The sequence below is a fragment of the Pseudomonas sp. AC070 genome (assembly GCF_979258635.1).
In genome coordinates this window covers 379,719-397,243 of the sequence record NZ_OZ409871.1, presented here as the reverse complement: position 1 = coordinate 397,243, position 17,525 = coordinate 379,719, and the positions used below count along the sequence as shown (strand labels likewise).

General features: G+C 60.8%; 14 protein-coding genes. 3 read left to right on the top strand and 11 right to left on the bottom strand.

Annotated features, from left to right (window positions below; all coding sequences use genetic code 11):
- Positions 1 to 3 precede the first annotated feature (3 nt).
- Positions 4 to 447 (top strand): excinuclease, encoded by a 444-nt coding sequence (locus ACZZ0Q_RS01655; protein WP_122491913.1) that lies wholly within the window; start codon positions 4 to 6, stop codon positions 445 to 447.
- A 100-nt stretch (positions 448 to 547) separates the two neighbouring features.
- On the opposite strand, the gene ACZZ0Q_RS01650 is transcribed toward ACZZ0Q_RS01655, so the two are convergent.
- On the bottom strand, positions 548 to 1,471 hold the full coding sequence (locus tag ACZZ0Q_RS01650) for a LysR family transcriptional regulator (protein ID WP_463540316.1): 924 nt from the start codon (positions 1,469 to 1,471) through the stop codon (positions 548 to 550).
- A 118-nt stretch (positions 1,472 to 1,589) separates the two neighbouring features.
- On the opposite strand from ACZZ0Q_RS01650, the gene ACZZ0Q_RS01645 reads away from it, so the two are divergent.
- On the top strand, positions 1,590 to 2,867 hold the full coding sequence (locus ACZZ0Q_RS01645) for an MFS transporter (RefSeq protein WP_463540317.1): 1,278 nt from the start codon (positions 1,590 to 1,592) through the stop codon (positions 2,865 to 2,867).
- Positions 2,868 to 3,021: 154 nt separating this feature from the next.
- Here the strand turns inward: ACZZ0Q_RS01645 and ACZZ0Q_RS01640 are convergent, their stop codons facing one another.
- From ACZZ0Q_RS01640 to ACZZ0Q_RS01630, 3 genes are all read right to left on the bottom strand, one after another.
- Entirely contained in the window at positions 3,022 to 5,085 is a 2,064-nt protein-coding gene (locus tag ACZZ0Q_RS01640) for an AsmA family protein (RefSeq protein ID WP_463540318.1), read from the bottom strand.
- Positions 5,086 to 5,179: 94 nt separating this feature from the next.
- Entirely contained in the window at positions 5,180 to 6,265 is a 1,086-nt protein-coding gene (locus ACZZ0Q_RS01635) for a fatty acid desaturase family protein (protein WP_463540319.1), read from the bottom strand.
- A 10-nt stretch (positions 6,266 to 6,275) separates the two neighbouring features.
- The gene (locus tag ACZZ0Q_RS01630) at positions 6,276 to 7,361 is read right to left on the bottom strand and encodes a ferredoxin reductase (RefSeq protein ID WP_463540320.1); all 1,086 of its coding nucleotides are present in this window, start codon (positions 7,359 to 7,361) and stop codon (positions 6,276 to 6,278) included.
- 172 nt (positions 7,362 to 7,533) lie between these two features.
- Between ACZZ0Q_RS01630 and fabR the strand changes: the two genes are divergently transcribed.
- Complete coding sequence (gene fabR, locus ACZZ0Q_RS01625) at positions 7,534 to 8,163, top strand: HTH-type transcriptional repressor FabR (RefSeq protein WP_463540321.1); 630 nt, start codon at positions 7,534 to 7,536, stop codon at positions 8,161 to 8,163.
- Between the two features lie 1,254 nt (positions 8,164 to 9,417).
- On the opposite strand, the gene lhpI is transcribed toward fabR, so the two are convergent.
- The 7 genes from lhpI to amaA form a co-directional block, all read right to left on the bottom strand.
- The gene (gene lhpI, locus ACZZ0Q_RS01620) at positions 9,418 to 10,356 is read right to left on the bottom strand and encodes a bifunctional Delta(1)-pyrroline-2-carboxylate/Delta(1)-piperideine-2-carboxylate reductase (protein WP_463540322.1); all 939 of its coding nucleotides are present in this window, start codon (positions 10,354 to 10,356) and stop codon (positions 9,418 to 9,420) included.
- 151 nt (positions 10,357 to 10,507) lie between these two features.
- On the bottom strand, positions 10,508 to 11,224 hold the full coding sequence (locus tag ACZZ0Q_RS01615) for an ABC transporter ATP-binding protein (protein WP_463540323.1): 717 nt from the start codon (positions 11,222 to 11,224) through the stop codon (positions 10,508 to 10,510).
- On the bottom strand, positions 11,221 to 12,060 hold the full coding sequence (locus tag ACZZ0Q_RS01610; protein ID WP_463542253.1) for an ATP-binding cassette domain-containing protein: 840 nt from the start codon (positions 12,058 to 12,060) through the stop codon (positions 11,221 to 11,223). Before ACZZ0Q_RS01610 ends, ACZZ0Q_RS01615 begins: the two co-directional genes overlap by 4 nt.
- Positions 12,061 to 12,092: 32 nt before the next feature.
- Positions 12,093 to 13,373 (bottom strand): high-affinity branched-chain amino acid ABC transporter permease LivM, encoded by a 1,281-nt coding sequence (gene livM / locus ACZZ0Q_RS01605; protein ID WP_463384041.1) that lies wholly within the window; start codon positions 13,371 to 13,373, stop codon positions 12,093 to 12,095.
- 3 nt (positions 13,374 to 13,376) lie between these two features.
- Positions 13,377 to 14,291, bottom strand: a complete 915-nt coding sequence (locus tag ACZZ0Q_RS01600) for an ABC transporter permease subunit (protein WP_122451554.1) — start codon at positions 14,289 to 14,291, stop codon at positions 13,377 to 13,379.
- Positions 14,292 to 14,546: 255 nt separating this feature from the next.
- A complete protein-coding gene (locus ACZZ0Q_RS01595; protein ID WP_463540324.1) occupies positions 14,547 to 15,671 on the bottom strand; it encodes a branched-chain amino acid ABC transporter substrate-binding protein in 1,125 nt (374 codons plus the stop codon).
- Between the two features lie 494 nt (positions 15,672 to 16,165).
- Positions 16,166 to 17,449 carry an L-pipecolate oxidase gene (amaA, locus tag ACZZ0Q_RS01590; RefSeq protein WP_463560232.1) on the bottom strand — a complete coding sequence of 428 codons (1,284 nt, stop codon included), beginning with the start codon at positions 17,447 to 17,449 and terminating at the stop codon, positions 16,166 to 16,168.
- Positions 17,450 to 17,525 lie beyond the last annotated feature (76 nt).

Genomic DNA, 17,525 nt, shown 5'->3' with positions numbered 1-17,525 from the left:
ACTATGCACTTGAAAAGCCTCACCGCCGCAGCCCTGCTTCTGGCCGCTATTCCCGGCATCAGCCAGGCGCGCGACACCACGCACTACTTGCCACTGGAAACCGCGATCGCTCAGGCGACCGCTGCCGGCAAGCTGGATGGCTCGGTAAAGTTCTACATGGCAGGGCAGAAGCCCGCTGGCAAAGTGAACGTGATCAACCCACAGATCACCACCAACCAGAAGACCAACGCTTTCAACAAGTCTGACGAAGAAGCCTGCGCCTGGGCCATGCAATCGGCCATCATCAAACTGGCCAACGCCGCCAAGGCAGCCGGCGCCAATGCGGTGATCGAAATCGCCAGCAACTACAAAGGCGTTGAATACAAAAACCCGCAGAACTACGAATGCCACGCTGGCGCCATCATGGCCGGCGTTGCGCTGAAAGCGCAGTTGGCTTCGGTTAAGTAAGCCCCCGTGTCACGGCTGAAAAGCCGTGACACGCTTTTGCGCGTTCGCGCTCGGCTTGAAATTCGGGATCAAGAATTTCGGATGAGTCTTTGGGCGTCAGTCAGACCTCTCCAAATCGTCGCTCGGCCTGCAACGCGGCCGCCTCCCGCGTCACCTGCTCAACAAAGGCCAAGGCCAGCGGCGCCTGCTGATCCTTGCGCACCACCAGCCACACCGCACTCGTGGCGCCCTCATCGAGCAACGTCCGATACACCACGCCATCGACCCGCGTGCGCCGGAACGATGCCGGCAACATCGACACGCCCAAACCTGCTGACACCAAGCCGATGATGGTCATGGCTTCACTCGCCTCCTGGGCGATGCGTGGGCTGAACCCGGCATTGCGTGCCAGGCCAATCAATTGGTCGTACAAGCCGGTGCCGTAGCTGCGGGGAAAAAACACAAAGGGTTCATCGGCCAGCGCGGCAATGGAAATGCCTTCTTCGCTTCCCTGTGCCAACGGATGATCCGCGCGCAGCACCGCCACCAGCGGGTCGCGAAACAGTTCGACGGCGGTGATGGTATCGGGCAACGCAAACGGGCGAATCACGCCGACCTGCACGGTCTCCTCCAACAGCGCCTCAATCACCACGCGGCTGCTCATTTCCCGCAGGCTCAGGTGCACGTCCGGATGGGCTTGGCGGAATGCGAGGATGCTGCGCGGAATGGTCGAGGTGAAGGGCGCCGAGGCGGTAAAGCCGACATTCAACTCGCCGATTTCGCCTTGCTGCGCGCGGCGGGCAATCTGCGTTGCTTTCTCGACATGGGCGAGAATCTGTCGGGTTTCATCGAGAAACAGGCGGCCCGCTTCAGTCAGTTCAACCCGGCGATTGGTGCGTTCAAACAACCGCGCGCCAATCTCTTCTTCTAGTGCCTGAATCTGCTGGCTAAGCGGCGGCTGGGAAATGCCCAGTTGCTCAGCGGCACGGCCGAAATGCAGCTCTTCAGCAACCGCGACGAAGTAGCGTAAGTGGCGCAATTCCATGGGCAGTCTCCGGCGACGGATTAAGTCGCTAAACAGATCAAACGACACGAACAATATATTGGAGATAATAAACCGCGATTACTATTCTGTGCGCACTGCTCTTTCTCACGAGGTCTGTGTGCGCCGTTCCGCTTCCCCTGCCCTACTTGATGCCGCCCGCGATGCGGCGGCCGACGTGGCGAGCACGGTTGAACAAACCGAAGCCTTTATCGAAAAAGGCACCCCGCAATTTGTCCGCACCTCGCTGGCCTTGTTTGCCGGCGGTTTCGCCACCTTTGCCTTGCTGTACAGCGTGCAGCCGTTGATGCCGGTGCTGTCTGCCGAGTTTGACCTTAACGCCGCGCAGAGCAGCTTGGTGCTGTCGATCTCGACCATCATGATGGCCATCGGGCTGCTCATCACCGGGCCGATTTCCGACGCCCTTGGCCGCAAGCAGATCATGGTGATTTCCCTGCTGTCGGCCGCGCTGTTCACCCTGGCCAGCGCCTGCATGCCGACCTGGCACGGCGTGCTGCTGATGCGCGGGTTGCTCGGCTTGTCACTGAGTGGCCTGGCGGCGGTGGGCATGACTTACCTGAGCGAAGAAATTCATCCGCGTTTTATTGGTTTGTCGATGGGCTTGTACATCGGCGGCAACGCCATTGGCGGCATGGGCGGGCGATTGATCGCAGGGGTGATGGTCGACTTCGTTAACTGGCGCGTCGCCATTGGTTCGCTGGGCGCCCTGTCGCTGCTCGGCGCCCTGCTGTTCTGGCGCATCTTGCCGGAGTCCAAACACTTTCGCGCCACGCCGCTGAACTTGAAAAACCTGCTGGGCAACTACGCCATGCACCTGCGCGACGCTGGGCTGCCGTGGCTGTTCCTTGAAGCGTTTCTGTTGATGGGCGCATTCGTGACGCTGTTCAACTACATCGGCTACCGGCTGCTGGGCGAGCCGTACCACATGAGCCAGGCGGTGGTCGGCTTGCTCTCGGTGGTTTACCTCTCGGGCATCTACAGCTCGGCGTGGGTCGGTTCGCTGGCCGACAAACTCGGGCGCCGCAAAGTGCTGTGGGCAGTCATCGTACTGATGCTCGCTGGCTTACTACTCACCCTGCTGCCGCAAGTGCCGGTGATCGTCGTCGGCATGCTGCTGTTCACCTTCGGCTTCTTCGGCGCCCACTCGGTGGCGAGCAGTTGGATCGGCCGGCGCGCGTTTGTGGCCAAGGGGCAGGCCTCGTCGATGTACCTGTTCTGCTACTACTTGGGCTCAAGCGTGGCCGGCACAGTGGGGGGCGTGTTCTGGCATCACTTTGGCTGGTTGGGCGTTGGCGTGTTTATCGCCGCGCTGCTGGTGGGGGCATTGGCGGTGTCGGTGCGTTTGGCGAGGCTGCCGGTGTTGGCGGCGAATGCCTAAAGGCCGGCACTCTCCACCGGCCCTTATCCCCCGGCCCCTCTCCCGCGAGCGGGAGAGGGGAGCCCGATAATCCGGTTTTGCTCAATCAGCCCCCTCTCCCGCCTGCGGGAGAGGGTTGGGGAGAGGGGCTTTTTTGCGGCGGTCCGTTAACCGCTTACAATTTCCCGGCCTTCATCTTTTCCAGCAGCGGTGCGCATTCGTTCACTTGATCGCCACCGCTGCTCGGCACCACCAACGCCACCAAACCTGCCACCGGCGCCACGATGGCACCCAGCGCCAGCATGCCTGCACCACGGGCCAACAGCGGCACGGTTTTCACGCCGGCGTTGGGGCTTTTGAAGGGGCCGTTTACGTACAACGGCGAACGCAGCGAGATGATGCGCACGCCTTTGGATTGCGGGTCGATGGTCAAGTCCAGTTGTTCGGTTTTGAAGTTGGCGGTGCCGTCGACGTGGATCAGCGCGTTCTCGGTATCGAACACCACCAGGCGCGTGGTCAGCAGACCATCTTTCACCCCGGTGTCGGCGGCGGCGCAGTTGATGCGAACGTCTTTGTCGCCGAACAGTTTGCCGACCACGTAATTGCCGACATTCAAGCCCGCCAGTTCCATCAGCTCGCGGCTGACGGCGCCGTCGTTGATCAACATGCGCACATCGCCGTTGGCCGTGCCCAGCAACGCCGCCACGGAGTTGCCGGTGCCGCTGATGTCCACGTCGCCTTGCAGCGCGCCGAAGCTGGTTTGCAGCGGCGCGAAGGTGGGGAACAGTTCTTTGAGTTTGAAGTTGCGCGCGCTCAGCTTCGCCTTGCCTTGCATGGGCGTTTGGCTGCCGTCGAGGCGAATGGTGGCGTTCAGTTGCCCGCCCGCTACGCCGAAGCGCAGGGGTTCCAGGCTGAGGGTGCCGTCGTTGAGCAGCACGTGCGCGTTGAGGTCGGTGAAGGGCAGCTTCTCGCTGTGGACGATGCGCTTGCCGGTGAAGTTGACGTCGGCGTCCATGTCCCGCCAGCGCGCGGTGCGGAATTCTTCCACGGGCAGCACTTTGTCGCTGGGCTGCTTGCTGGTCACGCCTCGGGCTTTTTGTTCCGATTTGGAGTCCGCGCCAATCAGCGGCGCCAGGTCGGCGAACCGCAATTGGTTGGAGGTTAATGCGCCGCTGAGCTTGGGTCGTGGCTGGCCGGCGATGTAGCTGAGGTCGCCATGAATGTCGCTGTCGCCAATCGAGCCGTTGAACTGTTCGTAGTGAAACTGCATGCCGGCAGGATCGCGCAGCTGCGCGCGCAAGTGCCCGTCAGTGGCGAACGGCGGCGTGTCCGGCAGGGTCACGCCCGTGAGCGGATACAGGTTGCCGAGGCTGGTGCCGGCCAGTTGCAGACGCAGGTCGAGCGCGCCGAAATTTTTCGGGTCGGTGAGCGTGCCGGCCAAGGCGATTTTGGTCGCCCCGATTTGCACGTTGGCTTGCACCGGGAATGGCTGGCGGCTGTCTTGCAACGCCAGCAATCCGCCGACCTTGCCGGAGCCATTGAGTGGCTGGCCTTTGTACTGGCCCTTGAGCGTCCAACCAAAGGCGTAGTCCTGCGGTGTCGCCTCGGGCTGAGCCGCTTTGTCGGTGCCTGGTTTTTTGACGATGTCAGTAAACGGCACCGGTTTGCCCAGCGGGTCGATCACCAATTGCACCTGGGTTTTCAGGCTCTGATCGTTGACCTCAACCTGGCCCTTGTCGAAGCCAATGGCGCCGATGTCGACCACCCACGGCGATTCCGATGGCGGCTCGTTGGGGTCGCTGGGTTTTAAGGTGAAGGTCCAATTGTTGCGCCCGTCGGCGAGGCGCTCAAGGCTGGCCGTGGGGCCGGTCAGATCAATGCGCGGAATGCTCACGGTGCGCCAGATTAGCGGCAGCGGTGCCAGGCGAAACTCCACGCGCTGTAGGCTGACCATCTGCGGCGCCTTGGCCCACTCGGTGTTGCCGAGGGTGATGTCTTCGGCGGAAAAATGCGGCCAGGGCAGCCAGGCGCGCCATCCGCCTTCGTCCTGTTCGCGGGCCCACAGCACGGCCAGGTTGCCGTTGATGGCGAACGGGCGGCCGAGCTGTTCGCTGACGGCCTCGTTGATACGCGGCTTCACGCGGTTCCAGTCGAAGGTGGCGATCACCACCAGCGCAATGGCAATCACCGCGAGGAAAATAACCAGAAACCACAGCACAACCTTACGGGCCAACGTCATCCACACCACTCCATAAACCGCAGCCCTTTGCGAGCTGCGGGGGGCCGTCTTATAGAGGTATCGACGGTTTGATGGCGAAATGATTCAACTGCCGTTACGCCGGCTGTGAGGTTGGCGGGTTGGGTTTGCGGTACACCCAGATACGCCGCACCACCGTGGCGAACTGCGCGCCAAGGCTGCCGCAGTTGTAGGTTTGCCCGTAACGCCGGGCAATTTCCCGCACTTCAACGGCCATGGCGGCGTAACGCCGGGCCGGCACGTCGGGGTACAGATGGTGCTCGATTTGGTGGCTAAGGTTGCCGCTGAGAATGTGGAACAGCTTGCCGCCTTTAAGGTTGCTGGAGCCTTGCAGCTGGCGCAAATACCAGTGACCGCGGCTTTCGTTTTCCACCACTTCACGGGGAAATACTGCAGCGCGCTCGGTGAAGTGGCCGCAGAAAATAATCAGAAACGTCCATAAATTGCGCAGCAGATTGGCCACGGCATTTCCAGCCAGTACCGCCAAGGCATTCGCGCCGATCAGCGCGGCTAAAACGGGAAAGAACAGGTAATCCTTGAACCATTGGCGTCCGATTTTGGCGGTGAATACGCGAAGCAAAGGGCGCAATTCGTCGCGGCTCATCTTGCCTTTGTAAACCTTGTCCAAGCGCAGGTGCTGCACCGCCACGGAGTATTGGAACAGCAGCGCTTGCAACGTCACCCACAGCGGCTGCCAGCGATAGAACGGTTTCCAGCGTTGTTCGGGGAACAGGCGGACCACGCCGTAGCCAATGTCGTCGTCCATGCCGAGCACGTTGGTGTAGGTGTGGTGGATGTGGTTGTGGGTGTGGCGCCAGAAGTCCGAAGGGCCGGCGATATCCCATTCGTAGGTGCGGCCGCTGAATTCGGGGTCGTTCATCCAGTCGTACTGGCCGTGCATCACGTTATGGCCCAGCTCCATGTTTTCCAGAATTTTGCCCAGCCCCAGCAACAGGGTGCCGAGCAGCCACGTGGGCGGGAACCAGCCAAGCAACAACAAGCCTCGCCCGGCGGCGGTGCACAGGCGAATAACGCTGCGCAGGCGGCGGATGTAGCGGGCATCTACCGCGCCCAGGTCGGCGCGCGTGCGGCGGCCGAGGTCGTCGAGCTCAGCGGCGAAGGCGGACAGCTCGCTGTCGGTTAACGGGCGATCATTGCGCATGGCGCTCTCCTTAAATATCCACAACCACGTCGCCCATGGGCACGCTCACACACAGCCGAATCGCCTGCCCCGGCTCGCTCAGCAGCGCTCCACTGCGCTGGTCCCGCACCGTGCCGCTTAGCAGCAGACAAGTGCAGCTGGCGCAAATGCCCTGCCGGCACCCATGGGCAGGCCGCAAACCAGCGGCTTCGGCTTGTTGCAGCAGCGAGGTACGGGTGTCGCCCACTACCTCTTGCTGCGCGCGGGCAAAGCGCATCAGCACGGAACGGTGACTGGCGTTGGTGTTTAATTCGGGTGGGCTGAAGGCTTCGGCTTGCAGCGGCGAACGTGGCGCTGTGCTGCTCCACCATTCATTAACCGCGCTGACAAAGCCGAACGGGCCGCAGCTGAGCACGTCGCTGGCGGCGAAAGCGTCGAGATGGGCCGGCGAAAAGCGCCCGGTCTCGCTAGTAAGCATCGGTCGCACGTGCAGGTTCTGGTAACGCTGCTGCAACGCTTGCAATTCAGAGGCGAAAGCATGCTGGCCGGCGTCGCGCACGTAGTGAAACAACTCCACCGGCGCGTTAAACCCTTTTCCCAGGGCGTTGCGCAGCAAGCCCAACAAAGGCGTCAGGCCGCTGCCCGCCGCCAACAACAGCACGGCCTGGGCGTGATTGGGCCACACCAATTCGCCGAACGGCTCACCAAGTTCCAGGGCATCGCCGACGGCGAGGTGGTCCAGCAGGCGGTTCGACAGGCGCCCGCCAGGGTGACGTTTGATTGCGATTTCGAGGCTGCCGTCTGCGTTCACCGCCGTCAGGCTATAGCTGCGGCTCAGGCGCACGCCGTCCAGTTCCCGGTACACCTGAATATGCTGGCCCGGCCCGGCGCCACGCCAGTTGCCGTTGGGTTGCAGGGTGAGGGCCAGCATGTCGTCGGCCACCCAGCGCCGGTCGAGCACGCGGGCGAACACGCGGTTCAACCGCCACGCGGGGTGCAAGCGGGCGAGCACGGCATCGACGCTGGCTTCGCGCAGCCAACCGCGCGTCACTAACGCACGCAGCGGCGCCAGAAAGCGAGCGCTACGGCGCGCGACGACAAAAGGGATAAGGGTCATGGACATACCTGAAGACAGAAGCTTTGAGTGCACAAGCGTGCACCAAACTGCCAGAGCGGAGAATCTCAGTCAACAGTCGTGCACTGAGTGAACGACTGGCCGCCTGGTTCGACGCCACGTAAATGCTTTTGCTAGAGTGCGCGGCACACCACCGCAGGGAACCGCGCCACGCATGTCACCTCGTGCCGAACAGAAGCAGCAGACGCGCCAAGCGCTCTTGGATGCCGCGCGGTATTTGATGGAAAGCGGTCGCGGCTTCGGCAGCCTGAGCCTGCGTGAAGTGGCCCGGCATGCGGGCATTGTGCCCACCGGTTTCTACCGGCACTTCAGCGATATGGATGAGCTGGGCCTGGCGCTAGTAACCGAAGTGGGCGAAACCTTCCGCGAAGCCATTCGCCAGGTTCGCCACAACGAAATGCAAATGGGCGGCGTAATCGACGCCTCGGTGCGCATCTTCCTCACCAATGTTGAAGCCAACCGCTCGCAGTTCCTATTCCTGGCGCGCGAGCAGTACGGTGGCTCAAAGAATGTGCGCCAAGCCATCGGCGCGTTGCGCGAAGGCATCACCGCCGACCTGGTGAGTGACTTGGGCCATATGCCCAAACTTCCCCACCTTGATGTCGCCGCCCAAGCGGTGATCGCTGACCTGGTGGTAAAGACCGTATTCGCCACCCTGCCCGAACTGATCGACCCGTTGGCGCTGGAACTCCCGGAACACCTCACGCCTCAAGCCAAGATGACGCAGCAATTGCGCTTTATCTTTATCGGCTCGAAACACTGGCAAGGGCTGGGCAGCGTCTAACCGCGCCACATCTATCCCGTGGCTAACGCGTTGGGCATAAAACGTACAGATACGCACAGGCCGCGCCAGGATAGGTTCAAGCCGGGTCTTACCCAGCTTATCCACAAGTCAATCCACAGCCTGACGGGATAACTTCTCCACAGGCGCGCATGCATTTCTCGTAAACCCCTGAAAATACGCGAATATCGGTTGACAGCATCTGTGCATAACTGAGCTAAACGTGGCGCTCGGCGACCCGCTCAATAAACGTACAAATGCCGCCAGGCCACGCCACTCCTAGGCGCTGGCTAACGCTCCCATGCTTATCCACAGCACTACCCACAGAGATTGGGGGAAACTCGGCAAACGGTGGGTTGCGTTGCCCAAGCGTGAATAACTACTTGTTTTTGCGAAACAAACGCAGCTGATCAAAAAATAGCCTATTTTCCACAGCCCCCGTGAAATGGCGTTCCTTGCCACCTTTACCCATCTTATCCACAGAACGCCCCACAGCTTTTGGGGACAGTATCGCCGGTGCCCCAACGAAGCTGTGGATAGATCGTCGAAAAGCCCTTGATTTTTGCCCGCATTGTCGCCCGATATTCACAGCAGGCGGAAACCACTGTACATACCCACAGCTGCGCACAAAAACCAACCGAGCTACTGCACTAAGGCTCGGAAAGCCAGGTAAATCGCTGTTTCGCGAGAAAAAATTACGTCGATCAAAAAATCTACAATTCCCGCTAGCCCACGCGATTTCCGGCTAAAACCGAGCTTTCCCCATTTTGCCCACAGAATTATCCACAGGTTTTGGGGACAGTTCTCTCAGTGGCCGATGGCGCCTACGAATGTGCGGCAAAAGCGCAAGGCCTTTCGGTCCGTCCACAGCCAAAACGCGACGATGTGCAAAAGTGCGGGCGCAGCTTGGAAATAGCTTGCTCCAGCGCTGTGGATATGCCGTAACGGGCGCTTCCGGAGGATTGATCAATAACTGCACAAAGCGCTGTAAGCCTTGTATCCACTGGCCTGTACAGATTTCTACCGCGCTTATCCACAGCGCTGCCCACAGTTGTTGGGGGCAAGTTGTGCGACGAAGACGACGTAGGCGCTGCAAACCATGACAGCCGAGCTAAGGCGTTGTTTTAGCGTTAAAATTGGTCCAAAACGCAGCGCTGTACAAAAAACCCGCAGGAGTCGCCAGACCCCGTGAACAGCGGCTCCTCGCCAGCTTTACCCACCTTATCCACAGAACGCCCCACAGCTTTTGGGGACAGTTCACAGGGCCGGCTGCTGAGCCAGTAGTGTCTTGGCGGCAATCAGGTCTTCCAGCGCAAACCCGACGGATTTGAACAGGGTGATTTCGTCTGCGTTCAGACGCTGGCCGCGCCCATTGAGCAAATCCCGCAGCTCCACGGCAATCGCCTGCTCGCTGATGGCACCGTCGGCCAGGGCGAATAGCAGATCGCCCGCTTCTTCTAACGCCCCCTCACGGGTGTCGACCACAATTCGTGCGCGGCCAACAGCGGCTGAGTCGGTTTCACGCATGCTCGGCAGAAAGGCGCCGACCAAGTCCAGGTGCGTTCCCGGTTTTAGCCAGGCGCCCAGCACCAGCGGTTCGCGCGAGGTGGTGATGCAGGTGATGCTGTCGGCCTGCTCGACGCTGGCTTGCAGGTTGCTGCTGGCAAAGACGGGAAAGCCCTCGCTCTGCAGCTGCGCCACCAGGGGCGCGAGCTTCTCCGGGCTGCGGCCCCAGATCTCAATGTGGCGGTACGGCCGCACGCAGCAATGGGCGCGCACCATATGCGCGGCCAGCGTGCCGCTGCCGACAATCAGCAACCGCTCGGCGTCCTGGCGCACCAGATAGTCGGCCGCCAGGGCCGAGGTGCAGGCGGTGCGGCGGGCGGTCATTTCCGAGGCTTCGAGCAGGGCCAGCGGTAGGCCGGTTTCGTCGTCGAACAGCGTGAATACGGCCGCCACGGAAGGCAGCTTGCGCGCGCTGTTGTGCGGAAACACGGTGACCAGCTTGACGCCAATGCCCTGCCCTTTTTGCCACACCGGCATGTGCAACAGGCTGGCGTCGTGCGGCAGGTCGTGACAGCCGCGCACGGGCGCCTCGCAGGCAACGGCCAAGCCGGTGCGCAGGGCTTCGATGAGCGGGGCGTAATCCAGCGCGCAAGCGACGTCGGCGTTGGTGAAGAAACGGAGGGTGTGCATGTGACGTGCTCCTGGTGCCCTTGTGTGGACGCTAAGAGCTCGCGGCTAAAGCCGCTCCCACAGATTGTGTGGAGGGGCTTTAGCCGCGATGCAGGCGACGCTGCAAAGGGCAGTATCGAAATCTAAAAAGCGCCTCACAAGAGGCGCGCTATCAGTGCCCGCCCAAATAGGCGTTGCGCACGTCTTCGTTACCCAGCAGTTCCTGGCCGGTGCCGGTCATGCGGATTTCGCCGTTGACCATCACGTAGCCGCGATCCGACAGGCGCAGGGCGTGGTTGGCGTTCTGTTCCACCAGAAAGATGGTCATGCCGGTTTTCGCCAGCTCCTTGAGGGTGGCGAAAATGTGTTTAACCACAATCGGCGCCAGGCCAAGACTCGGCTCGTCCAGCAACAACAATTTCGGCCGGCTCATGAGTGCCCGGGCGATGGCGAGCATTTGCTGCTCGCCGCCGGACATGGTCATGGCGCGCTGGTTGCGACGCTCCAGCAAACGCGGGAACAGGTCGAACATGCGCTGCATGTCTTCGTCGGCGTGTTTGGCACCAATCGGAATGGTGCCCATCAGCAGGTTTTCTTCCACGCTCATGTCGGGGAACACGCGGCGCCCTTCCGGCGATTGCGCGATGCCGTTGGACGCCACGAAGTGCGAGGACTTGTCGGTGATGTCGATACCGCCATAGACGATGCTGCCGCTGGTGGCGCGCGGCTGGCCGAAGATCGACATCAGCAGCGTGGATTTACCCGCGCCATTGGCGCCGATCAGGCTCACCGTTTCACCTTCGTTGATGTGCAGATTGACCTTCTTCAGCGCCTGAATCGGCCCGTAGAACACGTCGACGTCTTTGAATTCGAGGATCGGCTTGCTCATGCCACTTCCTCTTCGTCGGCGCCCAGGTAGGCGGCAATCACTTTCGGGTTGTTGCGGATTTCTTCCGGGTTGCCCTCGGCGATCAGCGCGCCGTGGTCGAGCACGATGATGTGATCGGAAATACTCATAACCATGCCCATGTCGTGTTCGATCAGCAGAACGGTGATCTGGTGTTCTTCGCGCAAGCGCCGAATGATGCCGCTCAGGGCTTCGGTTTCGGCGGGGTTGAGGCCGGCGGCCGGCTCGTCGAGGCAGACGATTTCCGGGCGCGTGCACATGGCGCGGGCGATTTCCAGACGGCGTTGTTGGCCGTAGGAAAGCTCACCGGCCAGGCGGTTGGCGCAGTCGACCAGGTCAACCAATTCCAGCCAGTAGAACGCGGTGTCCAGGGCCTTTTCTTCGGCGCGGCGGTAGCCGGGCGTGTTGAGCACACCGGCCAACATGCTGCGGTTGACCCACATGTGTTGGGCCACCAGCAGGTTTTCCACCACGGACATTTCCTTGAACAGGCGAATGTTCTGGAACGTGCGCGCCAGGCCGGCGCGGTTGACCAGGTGGGTGCCGCCGAACATTTTGTAGAACAGGCGACTGGCGAATTTGGGCGGCGACACGAAGTCGGTGACCTGGAACGGTTCGCCCATGATTTTGCCCACGCTGGTGAGCTTGGCCTGAGCGTCCAGGGTGATCTGGCCGTCGGTGGCTTTGTAGAAACCGGTCAGGCAGTTGAACACCGTGGTTTTGCCGGCGCCGTTGGGGCCGATCAGCGCAGAAATGGAGCCGCGCTGAACGTTGAAGCTCACATCGTTCAGCGCCTTGATGCCGCCGAACTGCATCATCAGATGCTCGACCGAGAGAATGATGTCGTTGCTCACGGCTTCACTCCTTTACGAATCGCGTAACCGTTACGGCTGATACGCACCAGGCCGCGCGGACGCCAGATCATCATCAGCACCATGAGGATGCCGAACATCAACACGCGGTACTCGGCGAAGCTGCGCAACAGCTCAGGCGCCACCGTGAGTACAAACGCGGCAATCACCACGCCCAGCGTCGAGCCGAGGCCGCCGAGCACGATGATCGCCAGGATCAGCGCCGACTCGAAGAAGGTGAAAGACGAGGGGTCGATAAAGCCTTGCTTGGTGGCGAAGAAAACCCCGGCCAAACCGGCAATCGAGGCGCCGATCATAAAGGCCGAAAGCTTGACCAACACGTGGTTCAGGCCCATGGCGCGGCAGGCGATTTCGTCTTCGCGCAAGGCTTCCCAGGCGCGGCCGACCGGCATGTGGGTCAGGCGGTGTTTCACGTAGAGCACCGCCATCACCACGATGAACAGCACCACAAAGGTGAAGATCAATTCGGCGTTGGGGTTGTAGCTCACGCCCAGCCATTCGTGGATTGGCACATGGCCTTCTTCCTTGGCGCGGCGGCCGAATTCAAGACCGAACAAAGTCGGGCCGGGAATCGGAATACCGTTCGGGCCATTGGTGAGCGATACCCAGTTGTTCAGCACCAGACGAATGATTTCGCCAAACCCCAAGGTCACGATGGCGAGGTAATCGCCGTGCATTCGTAACACCGGGAAGCCGAGTAACGCGCCGGCAAATGCGGCGAGCAGCATCGACAACGGAATCATGGTCCAGAAGCCCAGCCCCAGGTATTCGTAGCCCAGGCCCAAGCCGTACGCGCCAATGGCGTAGAAGCCAACGAAGCCCAGATCGAGCAGGCCCGCCAGGCCGACCACGATGTTCAGACCAAGGCCCAAGAGCACGTAGATCAAGCCGAGGATGACCACCGAGAGCAGGTATTTGTTGGCGAAAAAAGGGAAGCAGATCGCCAGCAGAATCAGCACCGGAATCACAAAACGCAGCGTCGATTTATGCCCTGCCGGCAGCACATGCACGCCGCTGTCGCGGTTCTGCATGGAGTGGGCAATCTTCTTACCCTGGGCGGTCTGCAGGAACAGGCTGAGGCAGAAGCGCCCCGCCATCACGATGCCCACCAGAATCGCCAGACGCTGCGGGTGCAGGTCGAAGCTGTAGCCCTGCAGCACGATGCCGACGATGGGGCCGAACACGATCAGGGAAATAAGGCCAGCGAGAACGGTGTCGATCAGGCAGCGCTTGATATCAATAGAGTTGCTTGCCGACATGGCTTACACCTTCGCCACATGGGGTTTACCCATGAGCCCTTGCGGTCGAAAAATCAGGATCAGAACCAGCAGCGAAAACGAGAACACGTCCTTGAAGTCCGAGTTCACCAAGCCCGCGAACTGCGCTTCGGCCACACCGAGAATCAAGCCGCCGAGCATGGCGCCGGGCAGCGAGCCGATGCCGCCGAGTACCGCTGCAGTAAAGGCTTTGATGCCGATGATGAAGCCGGCGTAGAAGTCGAAGGTGCCGTAGTTCATGGTGATCAACATGCCGGCCAGGGCCGCCATCGAAGCGCCGATCACGAACACGTAAGAGATCACCCGGTCGGTGTTGATACCGAGGATGGAGGCCATCTTGCGGTCTTGTTGGGTGGCGCGGCACATGCGGCCGAGCTTGGTGTTCTGAATGATGTAAGTCAGCACGCCCATGCCCACCAGCGACACGACGATGATGAACAATTTGGTGTAGGTCAGCTGTACGTAGCCGGTGCCCACGTGAAACTTGATAACCCCCTCCAACAGGGTCGGAACGCCTTGCTGACGCGCGCCTTGGGAAACCTGCACGTAGTTCTGCAGGATCAGCGACATGCCGATGGCGGAAATCAGCGGAGCCAGCCGCGTGGAGTTACGCAGCGGTTTGTAGGCAATGCGCTCGATGGTCCAGCCGTACACGCCTGTCACCACGATGGTGAACACCAGTGTGCCGAGGATCAGGAACGGAAAGGATTCGAGACCGAAAAAGGTCAGCACCGCCAGGCCGATGGCCGTGAGGTAGGCAGAGACCATGTACACGTCGCCGTGGGCGAAGTTGATCATGCCGATGATGCCGTAAACCATGGTGTAACCAATGGCAATCAGTCCGTAGACCGACCCCAGGGTTAACCCGTTGATCAGTTGTTGCAGGAAAATACCGTCCATTGACGCAGTCTCGTCTGTTGGGGTCAGGGCCTGGGGTTCGGCCTGCCGCCTCTAGTGATAGACGGGTACTGCTGCCCAAGGCGACCACAATTGGCCGCACTTGCAAGACACCCAGCAGTGCCCAGAAGCACTAACCGCCCGGGTACTTGTAGTACCAGAGCGGTTAGCCGAGTCAGTGGTCTGTACGGTTAAAGCGCACGTCGCGGCTCGCCAGGCGAAGCCGCAGGGTCCGATTACTCATACAAACCACCGGTCTTACTGCTGGTGGTATTTGCCTTTGTCATCCCACTCGTACATCACGTAGTCGGAGACTTTCAGGTCGCCTTTCTTATCCCACTCTTTGGAGCCCATAACGGTTTTCACCGGGTTGGACTTCAGCCAGGCGCTGGCCTTGGCGCCGTCGGTGCCTTTGATGCCAGTGAAGGCGGCAGCGATGGACTGCATGGCAGCGTAGGAATACAGGGTGTAACCCTCAGGCTCGTAACCGGCGGCGCGGAATTTTTCGATAACCGGCTTGCCGTCAGCGATGTTGCGCGGGTCGGCGCCGAAGGTCATCAGCACGCCTTTGGTGTATTGCGCACCGCCTGCGGTGGTAACCAGTTCGTCGGTGACGATGCCGTCGCCGGAGATGAACAGTGCGGTCGAACCTTGTTCACGCAGCTGACGGACCAGAGGACCGGCTTCAGCGTGCAGGCCACCGAAGTACACGACTTCAGCGCCCGAGGAACGGATTTTGGTGACCAGGGCGTTGAAGTCTTTCTCGCCACGAGTCAGGCCTTCGTACAGCACTTCTTTCACGCCGCGCTTGGTCAGCTGAGCTTTGGTGGCGTCTGCCAGGCCTTGGCCGTAGGTGTCTTTGTCGTGAATGATCGCGACTTTGGTCAGCTTCAGTTTGTCGACGATGTAGTCGCCGGCCACCACGCCCTGCTGGTCGTCACGACCGCAAATACGGAATTCGCCGCTCAGACCGCGCTCGGTCACTGTCGGGTTGGTGGAAGCTGGAGTAATGGAAATGATGCCGGCTTCGTCGTAAACCTCGGAAGCAGGAATGGTCGACGAGGAGCAGAAGTGGCCGATGACGGCGACTGCTTTGTCCGAGTCCACCAGACGGTTGGCAACTGCTACGGCCTGTTTCGGCTCGCAGGCGTCGTCGCCTTTAACCAGTTTGATTTGCTCACCATTGATACCGCCTGCGGCGTTGATATCGGCCGCTGCCTGCTCGGCGCCCTTCCACAGTTGCTCACCAAATGCAGCATTACCACCGGTCATCGGACCGGCTACGCCGATAACGATATCGGCAAAAGCAACGGAAGACAGGCTCATAGCACTGGCTACCGCGAACGCCAGAATACCTTTCTTAAAAGTTTTCTTGTGAGGCATGGAGTTTTGCTCCTGAGGGGTTATGTGATGGCGCTGAGGAAAGAGCAAGCGGCGTGCCACACGCTTTTTAATCCGTGAAAAAAACTCGAAAGGTTTTACCAACGGCTGCGAAAGGCCCTACATCGGGAGGGTGCAACCCATTAAAACCGCAAGGTGCAACCGCTCGAAAAAATTAAGAGCAACCTAACGATCAGACAAGAGCAACCAAGCACCCCAATCAGGGCAACTCGTCGTAACTGTACTTGTCACCGAAGTGCACACCCGTGGTGCGCGAAATGCGGGCACGCGCACCAATACAGGCTAGTGCAGCGGTTCGGCATTGTTGGAAGCAGGTCGCGTTTTGGGTGGAAAAAGGCACATAGCTGTACTGGTCGGGAGCGATGACGGGCCTTCACGACTGTAGGAGCGGCTTTAGCCGCGATGCTCTTAAAAGATCACAAGCATCGCGGCTAATCGGAATGCCGCCCAGCCGCTCCCACAGTTACAGGCGCCTGCTAAATCACCACCCGCAAACACTGGCCTGCGTGGTACAGCGAGAAGCCGAGTTCGTACAACCCGCTGCGCAGGCCCGGCGCGCTGATGCCGTCCATGGGCTGGAACGGCATGGGCAGCGCATCACGGGAACCGGTGAGCAAATAGTTGGCAAAGGCGCGCCCAACCGCCGTTCCCGTGGTAACGCCGCGACCGTTGTAACCGGTAACAGCCACAAGCCCCGGCGCCGGCTCGAACAGGCGCATGAGGTGGTCGGGGGTGAAGGCGATGGTGCCGGTCCAGGTGCATTCCCAGTCCACTTTGCCCAGCTGCGGAAAGTAGAACTGTTGTATGCGGTCGGCCCAGGCGCGCACGGCCCACATGGGTTTGTTCACGGCACTGCCGAGACTGCCGAGTAGCAGGCGGCCGTCGGCGTCGCGACGAATACTGCTGAGCACCTGGCGGGTGTCCCACGAGCCCTGGCCGCCCGGCAAAATACTGTCGGCCGCCGCACCGCTGAGGGGCACCGAGGCCACTTGGTAATAGCCACCGGGGAAAAAGTTACGCCGTAGTTCTGTCCATTCGCCCTCGGTGTAGGCGTTTGAGGCCAACACCACCTTCTCAGCCAGCACCGAGCCTTGCGCCGTTGCCACTAACCAATCCGCGCCCTGACGCTCCAACCGGGTAACGGGCGAGTGATGGAACAACTGCCCGCCAAGCCCGACCACGGCTCGGGCCAAACCACTGACATAGCCCATGGGATTGACCGTGCCGGCGCGGCGATCAAGCAACGCCGCATCGATGCGTTTGGTGCCGGTGGCCGCATGGCAGGCCGCGCCGGTGATCATCTCCACCGGCGCGCCGCGACGCACCCATTGCGCACAGCGGCTTTGCAAATCGGCCGTGCCGCTGGCGTTGTGGGCCATGTGTAAGGTGCCCTGGCGTTGGGCCTGGCAGTCGATGGCGTATTTATCGATCAGGGAAAACACCAGCGACGGCGCGTTCCCCATTTCCGCCACCAGCTTGCTGCCGACGGCCTGACCGAGCCCGGCTTCGACGTCATCGGGCGCGATCCACATGCCGGCATTTACCAGCCCGACATTGCGCCCCGAACCGCCGTGGCCGGTTTCATGGGCCTCGACGATGGCGACGCGTTTGCCTTGCTCAAGCAGGTGCAGCGCGGTGGATAAGCCGGTGAAGCCGGCGCCGATCACACAGACATCAACCTTCAACTCACCCGTCAGCGCCTCGGCTGTTGGGCGCTGCGTGGTGACCTGTTCCCACAAACATGCTTGCTGTAACGGCATAGCAAGATTCCTAAAAAGCCAACCGCACACCATTGGAAAACGTAGCGAGCGAAGGTCAGGCAAGGCAAACACAGAT